Here is a 13,825-nt window from a genome sequence, read left to right as displayed (position 1 = left end):
TCCGTGCGTCGCGCGTGCGCACCATCAGACGGGGGTGGGAGATGCCACCGCTGCGCAGCACCGGGCCGTTCCCGGAAGCGGAGCATCCGGAATATGCAGGGCAGTACCGCCTCGAGGCGGTATTGGGCAACGGCGGGATGGGCGTCGTCCATCTGGCCGCCTCCGCCTCGGGTCTACGGCTCGCGGTCAAGGTCATCCATGCCGAGCACGCCCTGGACCCGGAGTTCAGAGCGCGTTTCCGCCAAGAGGTCGCCGCCGCCCGACGGGTCAGCGGAGCTTTCACCGCGCCGGTCGTCGACGCCGACCCGGACGCCGGCCGGCCCTGGATGGCCACCTTGTTCATCGAGGGCCCGACCCTCGCGGACCGGGTGAAACGGAACGGCCCGCTGAATCCGGCCGAACTCGTGCGGGCGGGCGCCGGGCTCGCGGAGGCGCTCCGCGACATCCACCGGGCCGGCGTGGTGCACCGCGATCTCAAACCCAGCAACGTGCTGCTGGCCGCGGACGGGCCGAAAGTCATCGACTTCGGCATCTCGCGTCCCGCCGACAGCGATCTGCGCACCGAGACCGGAAAACTGATCGGCACACCGCCGTTCATGGCACCCGAGCAGTTCCAGCGGCCCCGCGAGGTCGGGCCGGCAGCGGATGTGTTCGCGCTGGGCGCGGTGCTCGTCCACGCGGCGACCGGGCGCGGGCCGTTCGACTCCGACAGCCCGTACATCGTGGCGTACCAGGTCGTGCACAACGAGCCGGACCTGACGGGTGTGCCGGAGCGGCTCGTACCGCTGGTGGCGCGGTGTCTGGCGAAGGACCCGCAGGCGCGGCCGACGCCGTACGAGCTGATGGTGGCGCTGCGGGCGTCCTCGCCGTCCTCCGCGTACGACACCCAGGCGTACATACCGGCGCAGCGCGATCCCGCTCCCGGTGAGATCCGCGCGGCCGTGCCGGAACCGTCCGCGGGCTCCGATCCGGCCGGCGACCCACCCGCCGCCGCTTCCCCCGCGCGCCGGGCCAAAAGGCGCTGGGCCGTCGCCGTCGCCGCGGTCGCCGTACTCGCCGCCGCCGGCACCGCCGCCGTCGTCCCGGACGACGGCTCCCCCGCCGGCGGGCGCACCACGCCCTCCGCCGAACAGCGCTTCCGCCCGTGGAACGTCCCCCTGCGGGACGGCGCCGTCTCCGGTGTCCCCGTGTGCACGGCCGGCGACGGCGACGCCCTCTACTGTGCGGCCCCCGGCGTCGGGACCACCCGGCTGGACCCGGCCGACGGCTCGACGGTCTGGACGGCGGAGGACCGGGCCGCCGGTGACGCCGCCGCGCAGAGCGACGAGGGCCTGGCGCCCCACCCCGCCGGCGGACTGCTGCACATGGTGACGCGCGACGGTGACCGCTACCAGGCGCTCGACCCGGGGACGGGCGAGGTGCGCCGGGAGCTGGACGCGTCCGGACATCCGACCGTACGAGTCGTCGGCGACACCGTCCTGCTGGTGTCGGACGCCGGGACGGTCCGGGCGATCGACGCGACCACCGGCGAGGAGCGCTGGCGGAAGCGGCACGGCGGGCCCGGTACCCAGTGGCTGTCCGACCCGGGCGGCGACGGCCCGGCGCTCGCCGCCACGCCGTCGGCGAGTGGGACCTCGACCCTCGTCAGCGCCGTCGGCCCCATGAGCGGCGAGCTGCTGTGGACCGAACGCGTGCCGGGTTCGCTGACGCCGGTAACGCTCGCCGGCGGCGTGCTGTATCTCCTCTCGGCCGGCACCGACGGCTTCACCGGCGCGGTCGTCACGATCGACACCGCGACCGACGGCCGGGCCGTGCGCACCATGCCCCTGACCGTCCCGGTCGACCAGGCGCAGGCGACGGTCGCGGGGAGGACCGTCTACATCTCCGGTTCCGGCGGCTCGCTCCTCGCGTTGGACACGGCCCGGCCGGGTACCGACGGTCCCGAGCTGTGGCGCCTGGAGACCGGGGTCGCCCACCTTTCGCGCCCGGTCACCGACGGACGGGCGGTCTACCTGTCCGCCGCCGACGGGCGGCTGCTCGCCGTCGACGCGCGGCTCGGCAGGATCACCGGCCAGACGGGCCTGCGGATGTCCGACGACGGTTCGACCTTCTCCGCGCTGCTGCCCGCACCCGTCACCGTGGACGGCAAGGTGTACGCCAGCGCCCCGGACGGCTCCGTCTTCGCCGTGGACGCGAAGGACCCGGCGCGCTGGTGAGCGCACCGGGTCCGCGAGCAGTCGGGCGGCGGGTCAGCCCAGCTTGGACACGTCCCTGACAGCGCCCCTGTCGGCGCTCGTCGCCATCGCGGCGTAGGCGCGCAGGGCGGCGGACACCTTGCGTTCCCGCGACTTGGGGGCGTAGACGCCGTTCAGGGCCTCGCGCCGGGCCGCCAGCGTGGCCTCATCGACGAGGAGTTCGATGGTGCGGCCCGGGATGTCGATGCGGATACGGTCGCCGTCCTCGACGAGCGCGATCGTGCCGCCGGAGGCCGCCTCCGGGGAGGCGTGGCCGATCGACAGGCCCGAGGTGCCGCCGGAGAACCGGCCGTCGGTGATCAGGGCGCAGGTCTTGCCGAGGCCGCGGCCCTTGAGGAAGGACGTCGGGTAGAGCATCTCCTGCATGCCGGGGCCGCCCTTGGGGCCCTCGTACCGGATGACCACCACATCGCCGTGGGTGACCTCCTTCTTGAGGATCTTGTCGACGGCCTCTTCCTGCGACTCGCAGACCACGGCCGGGCCCTCGAAGGTCCAGATCGACTCGTCCACGCCGGCGGTCTTCACGACACAGCCGTCGACGGCGAGGTTGCCGCGCAGCACGGCGAGTCCGCCGTCCTTGGAGTACGCGTGCTCGGCGGAGCGGATGCAGCCGTTCTCCGCGTCGTCGTCCAGCGCCTCCCAGCGCTCGGACTGGGAGAAGGCCGTGGCGGAGCGGACGCAGCCGGGCGCCGCGTGCCACAGTTCGACGGCCTCGGCGGACGGCGAACCGCCGCGCACGTCCCAGCTCTTGAGCCAGTCCGCGAGCGAGGGGCTGTGCACGGAGTGCACGTCCTCGTTCAGCATGCCGGCGCGGTGCAGCTCGCCCAGCAGGGCCGGGATGCCGCCGGCGCGGTGGACGTCCTCCATGTAGTACGTGCGGTTCTTGGCGACGTTCGGCGCGACCTTTGCCAGGCAGGGCACCCGGCGGGAGACGGCGTCGATCTCGTCGAGGCCGAACTCGACGCCCGCCTCCTGGGCGGCGGCCAGCAGGTGCAGGATCGTGTTCGTCGAGCCGCCCATGGCGATGTCGAGCGCCATGGCGTTCTCGAAGGCCGCGAAGGTGGCGACGTTACGCGGCAGGACGGACTCGTCGCCCTGCTCGTAGTACCGCTTGGTGATGTCGACGACCGTGGCGGCGGCGTTCTCGTACAGCGCCTTGCGGGCGGTGTGGGTGGCGAGGACGGAGCCGTTGCCCGGCAGGGACAGGCCGATGGCCTCGGTCAGGCAGTTCATCGAGTTGGCGGTGAACATGCCGGAACAGGAGCCGCAGGTCGGACAGGCGTTCTCCTCGATGCGGAGGATGTCCTCGTCCGAGATCTTCTCGTTGACCGCGTCCGACATGGCGTCGACCAGGTCGAGCGTGCGGACCGTGCCGTCGACGAGCGTCGCCCGGCCGGACTCCATCGGGCCGCCGGAGACGAAGACGGTCGGGATGTTCAGCCGCAGCGCGGCATTGAGCATGCCCGGGGTGATCTTGTCGCAGTTGGAGATGCAGATCAGGGCGTCCGCGCAGTGCGCCTCGACCATGTACTCGACCGAGTCGGCGATGAGGTCGCGGGAGGGCAGTGAGTAGAGCATGCCGCCGTGGCCCATGGCGATGCCGTCGTCGACGGCGATCGTGTTGAACTCGCGGGGCACGGCGCCCGCGGCCTTGATCGCCTCGGACACGATCCGGCCCACCGGGGCCAGGTGCGTGTGCCCGGGGACGAACTCGGTGAAGGAGTTGGCGACGGCGACGATCGGCTTGCCGATGTCCTCGCTCGCTACGCCCGACGCCCGCATAAGGGCGCGGGCACCCGCCATGTTGCGGCCGTGGGTGACAGTGCGGGACCTCAGCTCGGGCATCGTCGCTCGCTCCTCGTGACGGGTGTACCTGCCTCGAGCGTACGCCGCCGCTCCAAGATCTGGACAGGTTGTCCGAAATGCGGGATGCCCGGCTCAGTCCTCGGTCGGCCGTTCGATGTCCTCGGTCAGGTAGCGCTGCAGCGACGGCGCCACCATCCGCACGATCTCCTCCGGATCCACCGAGGCCAGCGGCTCCACCTGGACCACGTACCGAAGGATCACGATGCCCACCATGTGGGAGGCGGCGAGCTCGGCCCGGAAGCGCGGATCCGGTACGTCCAGCTCACCCGCCACCCGCTCCAGCAGGCGCCGCAGCACGAAGCCCCGCAGCACCTTGGCCGCCGCCTCGTGGGTCAGCGCGGAACGGACGATCGCGAGCAGGGGCGCGCGGGTCACCGGGTTCTCCCAGATGCCGATGAAGTAGCGCGCCAGGCGTTCACCGATCCCCGCCTCACCCTGGCCGAGGATCTGCGGAAGCACCATCGCCGGTTCGAAGGAGACCTCGATCGCGGCCGCGAAGACGTCGTCCTTGGTACCGAAGTAGTGGTGGACGAGCGCCGCGTCGACCCCGGCCGCCCGGGCGATCCCCCGCATCGTCGTCTTGTCGTAACCGCGCTCGGCGAACTCGGCACGGGCAGCCTCGAGGATGCGTTCCCGCGCGCCCGGCCCCTCGTCGGCCGCCTTGCGGGCCGGACGGCCGCGCCGCCTGCGTTCCTCCGTCACGGGATGCGGGAGGCCGACGCCAGGTGCAGCCGGGTGAAGGCCAGCGCCTCCGCCAGATCGGCCTCGCGTTCGGCGGCGGACATGGCGCGACGGGTGTTGACCTCGATGACGACATGGCCGTCGAAACCCGATCGCGCGAGCCGCTCCAGCAGTTCCGCGCAGGGCTGGTCGCCGCGGCCGGGCACCAGGTGCTCGTCCTTCGCGGACCCCTTGCCGTCGGCCAGGTGCACGTGGCCGAGCCGGTCGCCCATGCGGTCGACCATCGCCATGGTGTCGGTGCGGGACGTCGCGGTGTGCGAGAGGTCGATCGTGAAGTGGCGGTAGTCGTCCTTGGTGACGTCCCAGTCGGGGGCGTAGGCGAGCATCTCGCGGTCCCGGTAGCGCCACGGGTACATGTTCTCCACCGCGAACCGCACGTCCGTCTCGTCCGCCATCCGCCAGATCCCGCGGACGAAGTCGCGTGCGTACTGGCGCTGCCAGCGGAACGGCGGATGCACCACGACCGTCGACGCCCCGAGTTTTTCCGCCGCCGCCTTCGCCCGCTGGAGCTTCACCCACGGGTCCGTGGACCAGACCCGCTGGGTGATCAGCAGACACGGCGCGTGAACGGCGTGGACCGGCATCCGGTGGTAGTCGGAGAGCCGGCGGAGCGCCTCGATGTCCTGGCTCACGGGATCGGTCCACACCATGACCTCGACCCCGTCGTAGCCGAGGCGCGCGGCGACCTCGAAAGCCGTCGCCGTCGACTCCGGATAGACGGAAGCCGTCGACAGGACAACCTTCGCATCCGGGATACGCACGACTGGTTCTGCCACGGGGACAGGGTACGGGGCCGGACTAGTCGGCAGGGAGGTGATCCAGGCGGCGGAGGATCACGCCCTCACGCAGAGCCCAGGGGCAGATCTCGAGTTCGTCCGCGCCGAAGAGGTCCATCGCACCCTCCGCCACCAGCGCTCCCGCGAGGATCTGGCGGGCCCGCCCCTCCGACACGCCGGGCAGTCCGGCGCGCTGCTCGACCGTCATGGCCGCCAGCTTGGGGACCCACTCCTCCAGTGATTTACGACTCAGTTCCCTCTGCACGTACAGCCCTTCGGTCGAGCGTGCCGCGCCGGTTATCCGGGCGAGCTGCTTGAAGGTCTTGGAGGTCGCGACTATGTGGTCCGGCTTGCCGAAGCGGGTGAATTCGCCGACGACCCGGGCGATCTGGGCCCGCACATGGCGGCGCAGAGCCTTGACGTCGTGCGTGTCCGGCGGATCGCCGGGCAGCATGCCCGCGGTGAGCCGGCCCGCGCCGAGCGGCAGGGACACGGCCGCGTCGGGCTCCTCGTCCATGCCGTACGCGATCTCGAGGGAACCGCCGCCGATGTCGAGGACGAGCAGCTTCCCGGCCGACCAGCCGAACCATCGGCGGGCGGCGAGGAAGGTGAGCCGCGCCTCTTCCTCGCCGCTCAGCACCGTCAGGGTGACACCCGTCTCCTCCTTCACCCGGGCCAGCACGGCGTCCGCGTTGGTGGCCTCGCGCACCGCGGAGGTGGCGAACGCCAGCACCTCTTCGCAGCCCTTGTCCTCGGCGGCCTGGAGGGCGTCGGTGATCGTGTCGATGAGACGGTCGACGCCCTCGTCACCGATCGCCCCGTCCTCGTCGAGCAGCTCGGCGAGGCGCAGTTCCGCCTTGTGCGAGTGGGCGGGCAGCGGCCGTGCGCCGGGGTGCGCATCCACTGCCAGCAGATGCACCGTGTTCGAACCGACGTCGAGGACTCCGAGTCTCATGGGCGGAACGCTACTGCGGCCGCCCGCATACGCTGGACCCGTGCCAAAGACGAAAAAGGCGAAGCCGGGCAAAGCCAGCCCTCCGCAGAAGACCGAGACCGACGAGAAGGGCCTGGACTTCGCCCGCGCCTGGGTCGAGTTTCCCGACCCCGCCGACGACGAACAGGTCTTCCGCTGCGACCTGACCTGGCTGACATCGCGCTGGAGCTGCATCTTCGGCAGCGGCTGCCAGGGCATCCAGGCGGGGCGCGCGGACGACGGCTGCTGCACGCTGGGGGCGCACTTCTCCGACGAGGACGACGAGAAGCGCGTCGCGGAGCATGTGGCCCGTCTCACGCCGGACCTCTGGCAGTTCCACGACGTCGGCACGAGCACGGGATGGGTGCAGAAGGACGACGACGGTGAGCGTCAGACGCGGCGCTGGGAGGGCTCGTGCATCTTCCAGAACCGCCCGGGTTTCGCGGGCGGCGCCGGGTGCTCGCTGCACATCCTGGCGCTGCGCGAGGGCCGCGAGCCGCTGGAGACCAAGCCGGACGTGTGCTGGCAGCTGCCGGTGCGGCGCACCTACGAGTGGATCGACCGGCCCGACGACTCCCGCGTCCTCCAGGTGTCCATCGGTGAGTACGACCGCCGCGGATGGGGCCCCGGCGGTCACGACCTGCACTGGTGGTGCACGTCGGCGACGTCCGCGCACGGCGCCGGCGAGCCGGTGTACGTGACCTACCGCCCGGAGCTGACGGAGCTGATGGGCAAGGCGGCCTACGACGTCCTGGCCGGCCTGTGCGAGGCCCGCCTGGCGTCCTCGCTCCCCCTGGTCGCCCCCCACCCGGCCGATCCGGCCGTCTGAGACCTGCTGCGGGGTCGGGCGCACGCGCCGGTCCCGAGGGCGGCCGCCCGGCCGTGGAGCACGGGCGGGGCGGCCGCGTTCCCGGCAGCGTCGGGCCCGTGCGCCTCAGTTCGCCGGCGGCGGTGTCGCGGGCTCCGTCGGCGGGTCCGACGGGGTCGGGTCCGGCGCGGGCGACGACGGCGGGTCGGAGGGCGGCGGGCTCGACGGCGGCGGGCTCGACGGCGGTGTCGGGTCCGGCGAGGACGGGGGCGGGTCGGAGGGCGAGGTCGGGGGCGGGTCGGAGGGCGAGGTCGGGTCGGGGTCCGGCGACGACGGCGGCCTCGTGGCGTCACCGTGACCGCGGATGAAGACGACCGCCCCGGACGGATCGACGCCCACCCGTGCCCGCCACGGCCCGGCCGGCTCCCGCGAACGGTCGACGGTCACATACAGGGTGATCGTTTCGCCGGGGTCCAGCGTGCCGGACGACCGGCTCAGGTGGAGCCAGGACGCACCCGTCCAGGCCGACCAGCGGACCGGCGAGCCGCCGGACGCCGCGAGCGTGATGCGGGTGCCGTCCCCGGCCGGCTCCGCCTCGACGGTGATCCGGCCCGGCCCCACCCGGCCCGCGACGGACGGCGACGTGATCCTTTCCTCGCTGACGACCTCGACCGAGACATCGGGCGAGCTCCGGTTCGCCGTGAACCTCGGGTCCGGCGTCGTGCTCGCGTTGCCCGCGTTCTCGTAGTGGTCGTACGGGTCGGCGGCCGAGCCGCCGGCGCCCGCCCGCTCGTCCGCGCTGGCCGCGGGACCGCGGGCCTCCCCGGTCAGCGGCGCCCCTCGGTACGCGGCCCACAGGGCGAACACCGGAGCGGCCACGACCGTGGCCACGACCGTCGTCGTCACCGCCCGCGCGCGCAGCCGGCCCCGCCGCGCCGCATGGTCCTTCGGGTCCAGCGGGAAGCCCTGGGGGCCGAACCGCGGCCCTCCGGCCCGCGCCCTCGGTACGTGGAGCATCGCCATGTAGGCGGCCGCCCTGGGCGCCTCGACCAGCGGCAGCACGGCGGGGGTGACAGCGGAGCCCGGCCAGGGCCCTCCCGCGCCGGCGCGCTCGGCGGCGCGCCGGCAGCGCGGGCAGTCGTCGACGTGCCGTACGAGCTCCTGGCGCAGCGCCGCGGAGAGCAACACGCGGTTGTCGCCGGTGAGCCGGCCGACCGCGGGGCAGTTGCCCGTCTCGACGACAGCGAGCGCGGCGCGGGTCCGCTCGACCTCGCACGCGGCTGCCGCGAGCAGGTCGCGCGTGGCCGCGGGCTCCGCCCCGAGGACGGAGGCGACCTGGCCGGCGTCGAGCCCGTGCCGGACGGCGAGTTCGAGTGCCTCGCGCTGCTCGGGGGTGGTGCCGGCGGCCTCCGGCCAGGCCAGCAGGGCGAGTTCGGCGCGATGACGCTCCGCGATCCTCGGACTCGTCCCGGGATCGCGCTCCTCCGCGGCGGCGGGCCGCCCGGTGTGCGCGCCGTGGCGCCTGCGCCGCTGTTCCGTCAGCCGGCGCAGGCAGGCCCACCGTGCGAGCGCGTACAGCCAGGCCTTCCGCTCGGCCGTGCCGCCGGGGCAGCGCCCCTGCTGGCGTTCGGCGATGGCGAGTACGTCACCGAGCACCGCCGTGGCCGCGTCGTGATCGCAGAGCACGGACAGGCAGTAGGTGAACAGGCCGTCCAGGTACGGCTCGTAACGTGCGGGCGGCCGCCCGGGCGACATTCGGGGGGCGCGTCGGTGCGCCCGGTGTCCGCCGGTGGTGTGGGTAGGGGATTCCAGCCTGCTGCTCGTCACTCCGTGACCGTAGGGGCAGGACCGCGACCCCTTCGCACCCCTTGAGCACTTTTAACCCCTACGGGTGAACAGTTCGCTCGAAGGGGGACAGTGGTAGTGAAATCAGGGCCGAATGCCATCCCCCTTTCGGTCGAGTCGCCGCGCTGTCGGTGGCCCCGGTTACGGTTTGCGCATGGCTGCCCGTACGAAATCCGCGAAGGACCGGCCGTCCTACCGCTGCACAGAGTGCGGCTGGACGACCGTCAAGTGGCTCGGCCGCTGCCCCGAATGCCAGGCGTGGGGCACGGTCGAGGAGTACGGCGCACCCGCCGTCCGCACGACCGCCGCCGGCCGTGTGTCCACGGCCGCGCTGCCCATCGGCCAGGTCGACGGCCGGCAGGCGACCGCCCGCTCCACCGGCGTCGACGAGCTCGACCGGGTGCTCGGCGGGGGGCTGGTGCCCGGCGCCGTCGTCCTCCTCGCGGGCGAACCCGGCGTCGGTAAGTCGACGCTGCTGCTCGACGTCGCGGCGAAGGCGGCCAGCGACGAGCACCGCACTCTCTATGTGACGGGCGAGGAGTCCGCGAGTCAGGTGCGGCTGCGCGCCGACCGGATCAAGGCGCTGCACGACCACCTCTACCTCGCCGCTGAGACCGACCTCTCGGCCGTGCTCGGCCACCTGGACGCGGTCAAGCCCTCCCTGCTGGTCCTCGACTCGGTGCAGACCGTGGCGTCCCCCGAGATCGACGGGGCCCCCGGCGGCATGGCTCAGGTCAGGGAGGTGGCGGGCGCGCTCATCCGCGCCTCCAAGGAGCGCGGCATGTCCACGCTGCTCGTCGGCCACGTCACCAAGGACGGCGCCATCGCCGGTCCCAGGCTGCTCGAGCATCTGGTGGACGTGGTGCTCTCCTTCGAGGGCGACCGGCACGCCCGGCTGCGTCTGGTCAGAGGCGTGAAGAACCGCTACGGAGCGACCGACGAGGTCGGCTGCTTCGAACTGCACGACGAGGGCATCACCGGCCTCGCGGACCCGTCCGGGCTGTTCCTCACCCGCCGCGCAGAGCCGGTCCCGGGCACGTGCCTGACGGTGACCCTGGAGGGCCGCCGCCCCCTGGTCGCCGAGGTGCAGGCCCTCACTGTCGACTCCCAGATCCCCTCCCCGCGGCGCACCACGTCCGGTCTGGAGACCTCCCGCGTGTCGATGATGCTGGCCGTGCTCGAGCAGCGCGGCCGGATCACCGCCCTCGGCAAGCGCGACATCTACAGCGCCACGGTCGGCGGGGTGAAGCTCTCCGAACCGGCCGCGGATTTGGCGATCGCGCTCGCCCTGGCCTCGGCTGCCAGCGACGTGCCCCTGCCGAAGAACCTGGTCGCGATCGGCGAGGTCGGCCTCGCGGGCGAGGTGAGGAGGGTCACGGGCGTCCAGCGCAGACTGGCGGAGGCGCACCGCCTGGGCTTCACGCACGCCTTGGTCCCCTCCGATCCGGGGAAGGTCCCACCCGGTATGAAGGTCACCGAAGTCGCCGACATGGGTGACGCCCTGAGGGTGCTGCCAAAGGGCCGTCAGAGGTCCTCCGGCGACGGCTCGCGCAGAGAGCGGGCGGAGGCCCCACGGGAGGCGGAAGCTCGCCGGTAGACTTTGCCCTGGTCTCGCCCACCCGTACGAGCCGGAGGAGTGCAGTGGCAGCCAAGGACGGGGCATCAGCACCCGGAAAGTCCGGCGGAGGCTCCGGCAACGAAGCGCTGATCCGCGCCGCCCTGAGCGCCGTCGCACCGGGCACCGCCCTGCGCGACGGACTGGAGCGCATCCTCCGGGGCAACACCGGAGGTCTGATCGTTCTCGGCATGGACAAGACCGTCGAGTCGATGTGCACCGGCGGTTTCGTGCTGGACGTGGAATTCACCGCCACCAGGTTGCGCGAGCTGTGCAAGCTGGACGGCGCGCTCATCCTCGACAAGGACATCTCCAAGATCCACCGGGCCGGGGTGCAGCTGGTCCCGGACGCCTCGATCCCCACGGAGGAGACGGGCACCCGGCACCGCACCGCGGACCGGGTCTCACGTCAGTGCGGCTTCCCGGTCGTGTCCGTGTCGCAGTCGATGCGCCTGATCGCGCTGTACGTGGACGGCGAGCGCCGGGTCCTGGAGGAGTCGGCGGCGATCCTGTCCCGCGCCAACCAGGCCCTGGCCACCCTCGAGCGCTACAAGCTCCGCCTCGACGAGGTCGCGGGCACACTGTCGGCCCTGGAGATCGAGGACCTGGTCACCGTCCGCGACGTCACCGCGGTCGCGCAGCGCCTCGAGATGGTGCGCCGCATCGCGACGGAGATCGCGGAGTACGTGGTCGAGCTGGGCACCGACGGCCGTCTGCTGGCCCTGCAGCTCGACGAGTTGATCGCGGGTGTCGAGCCGGAGCGTGAACTGGTCGTGCGCGACTACGTACCGGAGCCCACCGCGAAGCGCTCGCGCACCGTGGAGGAGGCACTCGCGGAGCTGGACGCGCTCAGCCACGGCGAGCTGCTCGAACTGCCCACCGTGGCCAGGGCGCTCGGCTACAGCGGTTCGCCGGAGACGCTCGACTCGGCTGTCTCGCCGCGCGGTTACCGGCTGCTGGCGAAGGTTCCGCGGCTGCCGGGCGCGATCATCGAGCGGCTCGTCGAGCACTTCGGCGGGCTGCAGAAGCTGCTCGCGGCGAGCGTGGACGACCTTCAGGCCGTGGACGGCGTCGGCGAGGCGCGGGCCCGCAGCGTGCGGGAGGGCCTGTCGCGGCTCGCGGAGTCCTCGATCCTCGAGCGGTACGTCTAGGTCTTTCGCCGGATCGCGGCCGTACGCCCCCCGCGCGTTGTCGTGCCCGGAACCTCCGGAGGAGCCCTGGGCTCAGACCTTGTCGAGACGGAACGAGGCCGGCAGCACCGTCGCACCCGGGAACGTCGCCTCCACCAAGTAGGTGCCCGGACCTACTGCGCCCGCCGTCGGCGTCGCGCACTGCGGCGCGCTCCGCTTGCGGTCCCACTCCACGGTGTGCGTGATCGTGGACTTCGCCGGGACCTGGAGCAGCCGGCTCCCGGCCGGGCGCGGGCAGTCCTTGGTGGACCAGACGGACTCGTCCTCGGCGTCCGTGACGGTGAACACGGCCGCCTTCGGGCCGAAGTCGGCCTTGCACGTCGTCGCTGAGGAGTTGGTGACGACGAGCCGGAACGAAGGGTTCTCCCCCGGCTCGTAGGCGACCTTCGCGCTGCGCAGCGTCAACTTCAGTGACCCCGGGGCGCAGCTCGGGAGCGTGGAACCCGCCGGTACGGGTCGGCCGGCCGAGCCGCCGACGTCCGTGCCGCCGGCGCCGCCGTCCGTGCCGCCGTCGGACGAGCCGCCGGTCGTGCCGTTCGTCGCTCCGCCGGAAGCACCGCCCGAGGAGTCGCCGGTACCGCTCGAACTCCCCGACCCGCTACCGCCGTTGTCCGCACCGGCGTCCGATTCGTCACGCCCGCCCGGCTGTTCGCTGATCGCGGGCCCCGACTGGCCGGGCCCCGGCGTGATCGAGGGAACGGGAGATGTACCCCCGGCACCCTTGTCGTCGGTGCCGCCGCCCTCTCCCGCCGAACCGACCACCCAGAGGATCAGCACCGCGATGAGCGCAACCAGCGACGCCGCGACTGCCCTCCGTCGCCAGTAGATGGAGGAGGGGAGCGGCCCGATCGGATTGCGCAGAGATCCCACGGCTCAAACTCTACGAGAGATCCGGCCCAACTCCCGCCGCACCCGCCGCCATACTTCCTAACTCTGCCGATCATCATCACGGACCCCGCCCCGCAAGGCGGTTACGTTCGTCGGGAGTGACCCTGTCCGATGGCCCCGGGTGACCGCCGACGCAGGGAAGGTACGGTCCCTGACCATGGACAGCAGCATCACCCGCGATCTCTACCGGGACATCATCGACTTCGCCCACACGACTCCTTCCTGGGTGCAGCACGTCGCCGAACTCTGGACGGAGGCGGGGCTGTTGCTCTTCGGAGTGCTGTACGTAGTGGCCTGGTGGCGGTCGCGGGCGGGCGACAACCGTGCCGTCGCCCTCGCGGTGCTCGCACCGCTCGCTACGGCCGCCGGCTACGTCGTCAGCGAGTCCCTGAAGTCGGTCGTGGACGAGGAACGCCCGTGCCGCACGGTCGCGGACGCTGCGGCGGCACTGGTGCCCTGCCCGCCGACCGGCGACTGGTCGTTCCCCAGCAACCACGCTGCGATCGCGGGCGCTGCGGCCGTCGCCCTGGCCCTCGCTCGGCCCCGGATCGCGCTGCTCACTGTGCCGATGGCCCTGCTGATGGCGTTCTCCCGGGTCTTCGTCGGCGTGCACTACCCGCACGACGTGCTGGTGGGGTTGGTGGTCGGCGCCCTCGTCGCGACCGTTTTCACCCTGGTGCTGGTCCGTGCGGCGGCGGCGCTGCTGGGCACGATGCGGATGAGCCGCACACCGCTCGTTGTCTGGTTCGCCGGCCCCGGCCAGGCACCGGCGCAGGCGGCCGCGCCGCAGGAGTACGAGCCCCGCGCTTGACACTTTCCGGGCGCCTGCGCCCTGGGGAGCGGCCCCGCTCCCGCGTGGGAGGAGCGC

The 13,825-nt window shown here is 72.6% G+C and carries 11 protein-coding genes; 5 read left to right on the top strand and 6 right to left on the bottom strand.

Annotated elements, in window-relative coordinates; all coding sequences use genetic code 11:
- The first annotated feature begins 41 nt into the window (after nucleotides 1-41).
- Nucleotides 42-2,216, top strand: a complete 2,175-nt coding sequence (locus tag MDN94_RS09985; RefSeq protein WP_482727044.1) for a protein kinase domain-containing protein — start codon at nucleotides 42-44, stop codon at nucleotides 2,214-2,216.
- A 33-nt stretch (nucleotides 2,217-2,249) separates the two neighbouring features.
- On the opposite strand, the gene ilvD is transcribed toward MDN94_RS09985, so the two are convergent.
- The 4 genes from ilvD to MDN94_RS09965 all read right to left on the bottom strand — a co-directional run bounded on the left by ilvD (nucleotide 2,250) and on the right by MDN94_RS09965 (nucleotide 6,593).
- Entirely contained in the window at nucleotides 2,250-4,100 is a 1,851-nt protein-coding gene (gene ilvD, locus MDN94_RS09980; RefSeq protein ID WP_482725509.1) for a dihydroxy-acid dehydratase, read from the bottom strand.
- A 93-nt stretch (nucleotides 4,101-4,193) separates the two neighbouring features.
- A complete protein-coding gene (locus MDN94_RS09975; RefSeq protein ID WP_482725508.1) occupies nucleotides 4,194-4,823 on the bottom strand; it encodes a TetR/AcrR family transcriptional regulator in 630 nt (209 codons plus the stop codon).
- Nucleotides 4,820-5,638: a sugar phosphate isomerase/epimerase family protein gene (locus MDN94_RS09970; RefSeq protein WP_482725507.1), complete on the bottom strand. Its 819-nt coding sequence runs from the start codon at nucleotides 5,636-5,638 to the stop codon at nucleotides 4,820-4,822. Before MDN94_RS09970 ends, MDN94_RS09975 begins: the two co-directional genes overlap by 4 nt.
- A 22-nt stretch (nucleotides 5,639-5,660) precedes the next feature.
- On the bottom strand, nucleotides 5,661-6,593 hold the full coding sequence (locus MDN94_RS09965) for a Ppx/GppA family phosphatase (protein ID WP_482725506.1): 933 nt from the start codon (nucleotides 6,591-6,593) through the stop codon (nucleotides 5,661-5,663).
- 40 nt (nucleotides 6,594-6,633) lie between these two features.
- On the opposite strand from MDN94_RS09965, the gene MDN94_RS09960 reads away from it, so the two are divergent.
- Nucleotides 6,634-7,440, top strand: coding sequence for a DUF3109 family protein (locus MDN94_RS09960; protein ID WP_482725505.1), 807 nt, complete (start codon nucleotides 6,634-6,636; stop codon nucleotides 7,438-7,440).
- A gap of 105 nt (nucleotides 7,441-7,545) precedes the next feature.
- On the opposite strand, the gene MDN94_RS09955 is transcribed toward MDN94_RS09960, so the two are convergent.
- Nucleotides 7,546-9,246 carry a BACON domain-containing protein gene (locus MDN94_RS09955; protein ID WP_482725504.1) on the bottom strand — a complete coding sequence of 567 codons (1,701 nt, stop codon included), beginning with the start codon at nucleotides 9,244-9,246 and terminating at the stop codon, nucleotides 7,546-7,548.
- Between the two features lie 172 nt (nucleotides 9,247-9,418).
- Here MDN94_RS09955 and radA point away from each other — a divergent pair, with 172 nt between their 5' ends.
- The gene (gene radA, locus MDN94_RS09950; RefSeq protein WP_441263682.1) at nucleotides 9,419-10,861 is read left to right on the top strand and encodes a DNA repair protein RadA; all 1,443 of its coding nucleotides are present in this window, start codon (nucleotides 9,419-9,421) and stop codon (nucleotides 10,859-10,861) included.
- A gap of 44 nt (nucleotides 10,862-10,905) precedes the next feature.
- A complete protein-coding gene (disA, locus tag MDN94_RS09945) occupies nucleotides 10,906-12,030 on the top strand; it encodes a DNA integrity scanning diadenylate cyclase DisA (protein WP_005314096.1) in 1,125 nt (374 codons plus the stop codon).
- A 72-nt stretch (nucleotides 12,031-12,102) separates the two neighbouring features.
- Here the strand turns inward: disA and MDN94_RS09940 are convergent, their stop codons facing one another.
- On the bottom strand, nucleotides 12,103-12,939 hold the full coding sequence (locus MDN94_RS09940) for a hypothetical protein (RefSeq protein ID WP_482725503.1): 837 nt from the start codon (nucleotides 12,937-12,939) through the stop codon (nucleotides 12,103-12,105).
- 175 nt (nucleotides 12,940-13,114) lie between these two features.
- Here MDN94_RS09940 and MDN94_RS09935 point away from each other — a divergent pair, with 175 nt between their 5' ends.
- The gene (locus MDN94_RS09935; RefSeq protein WP_482725502.1) at nucleotides 13,115-13,768 is read left to right on the top strand and encodes a phosphatase PAP2 family protein; all 654 of its coding nucleotides are present in this window, start codon (nucleotides 13,115-13,117) and stop codon (nucleotides 13,766-13,768) included.
- Nucleotides 13,769-13,825 lie beyond the last annotated feature (57 nt).

The sequence above is a fragment of the Streptomyces sp. WAC00040 genome (assembly GCF_056835925.1).
The sequence above is the reverse complement of the archived record's forward strand: the minus strand, read 5'-3'. Positions and strand labels throughout refer to the sequence as shown.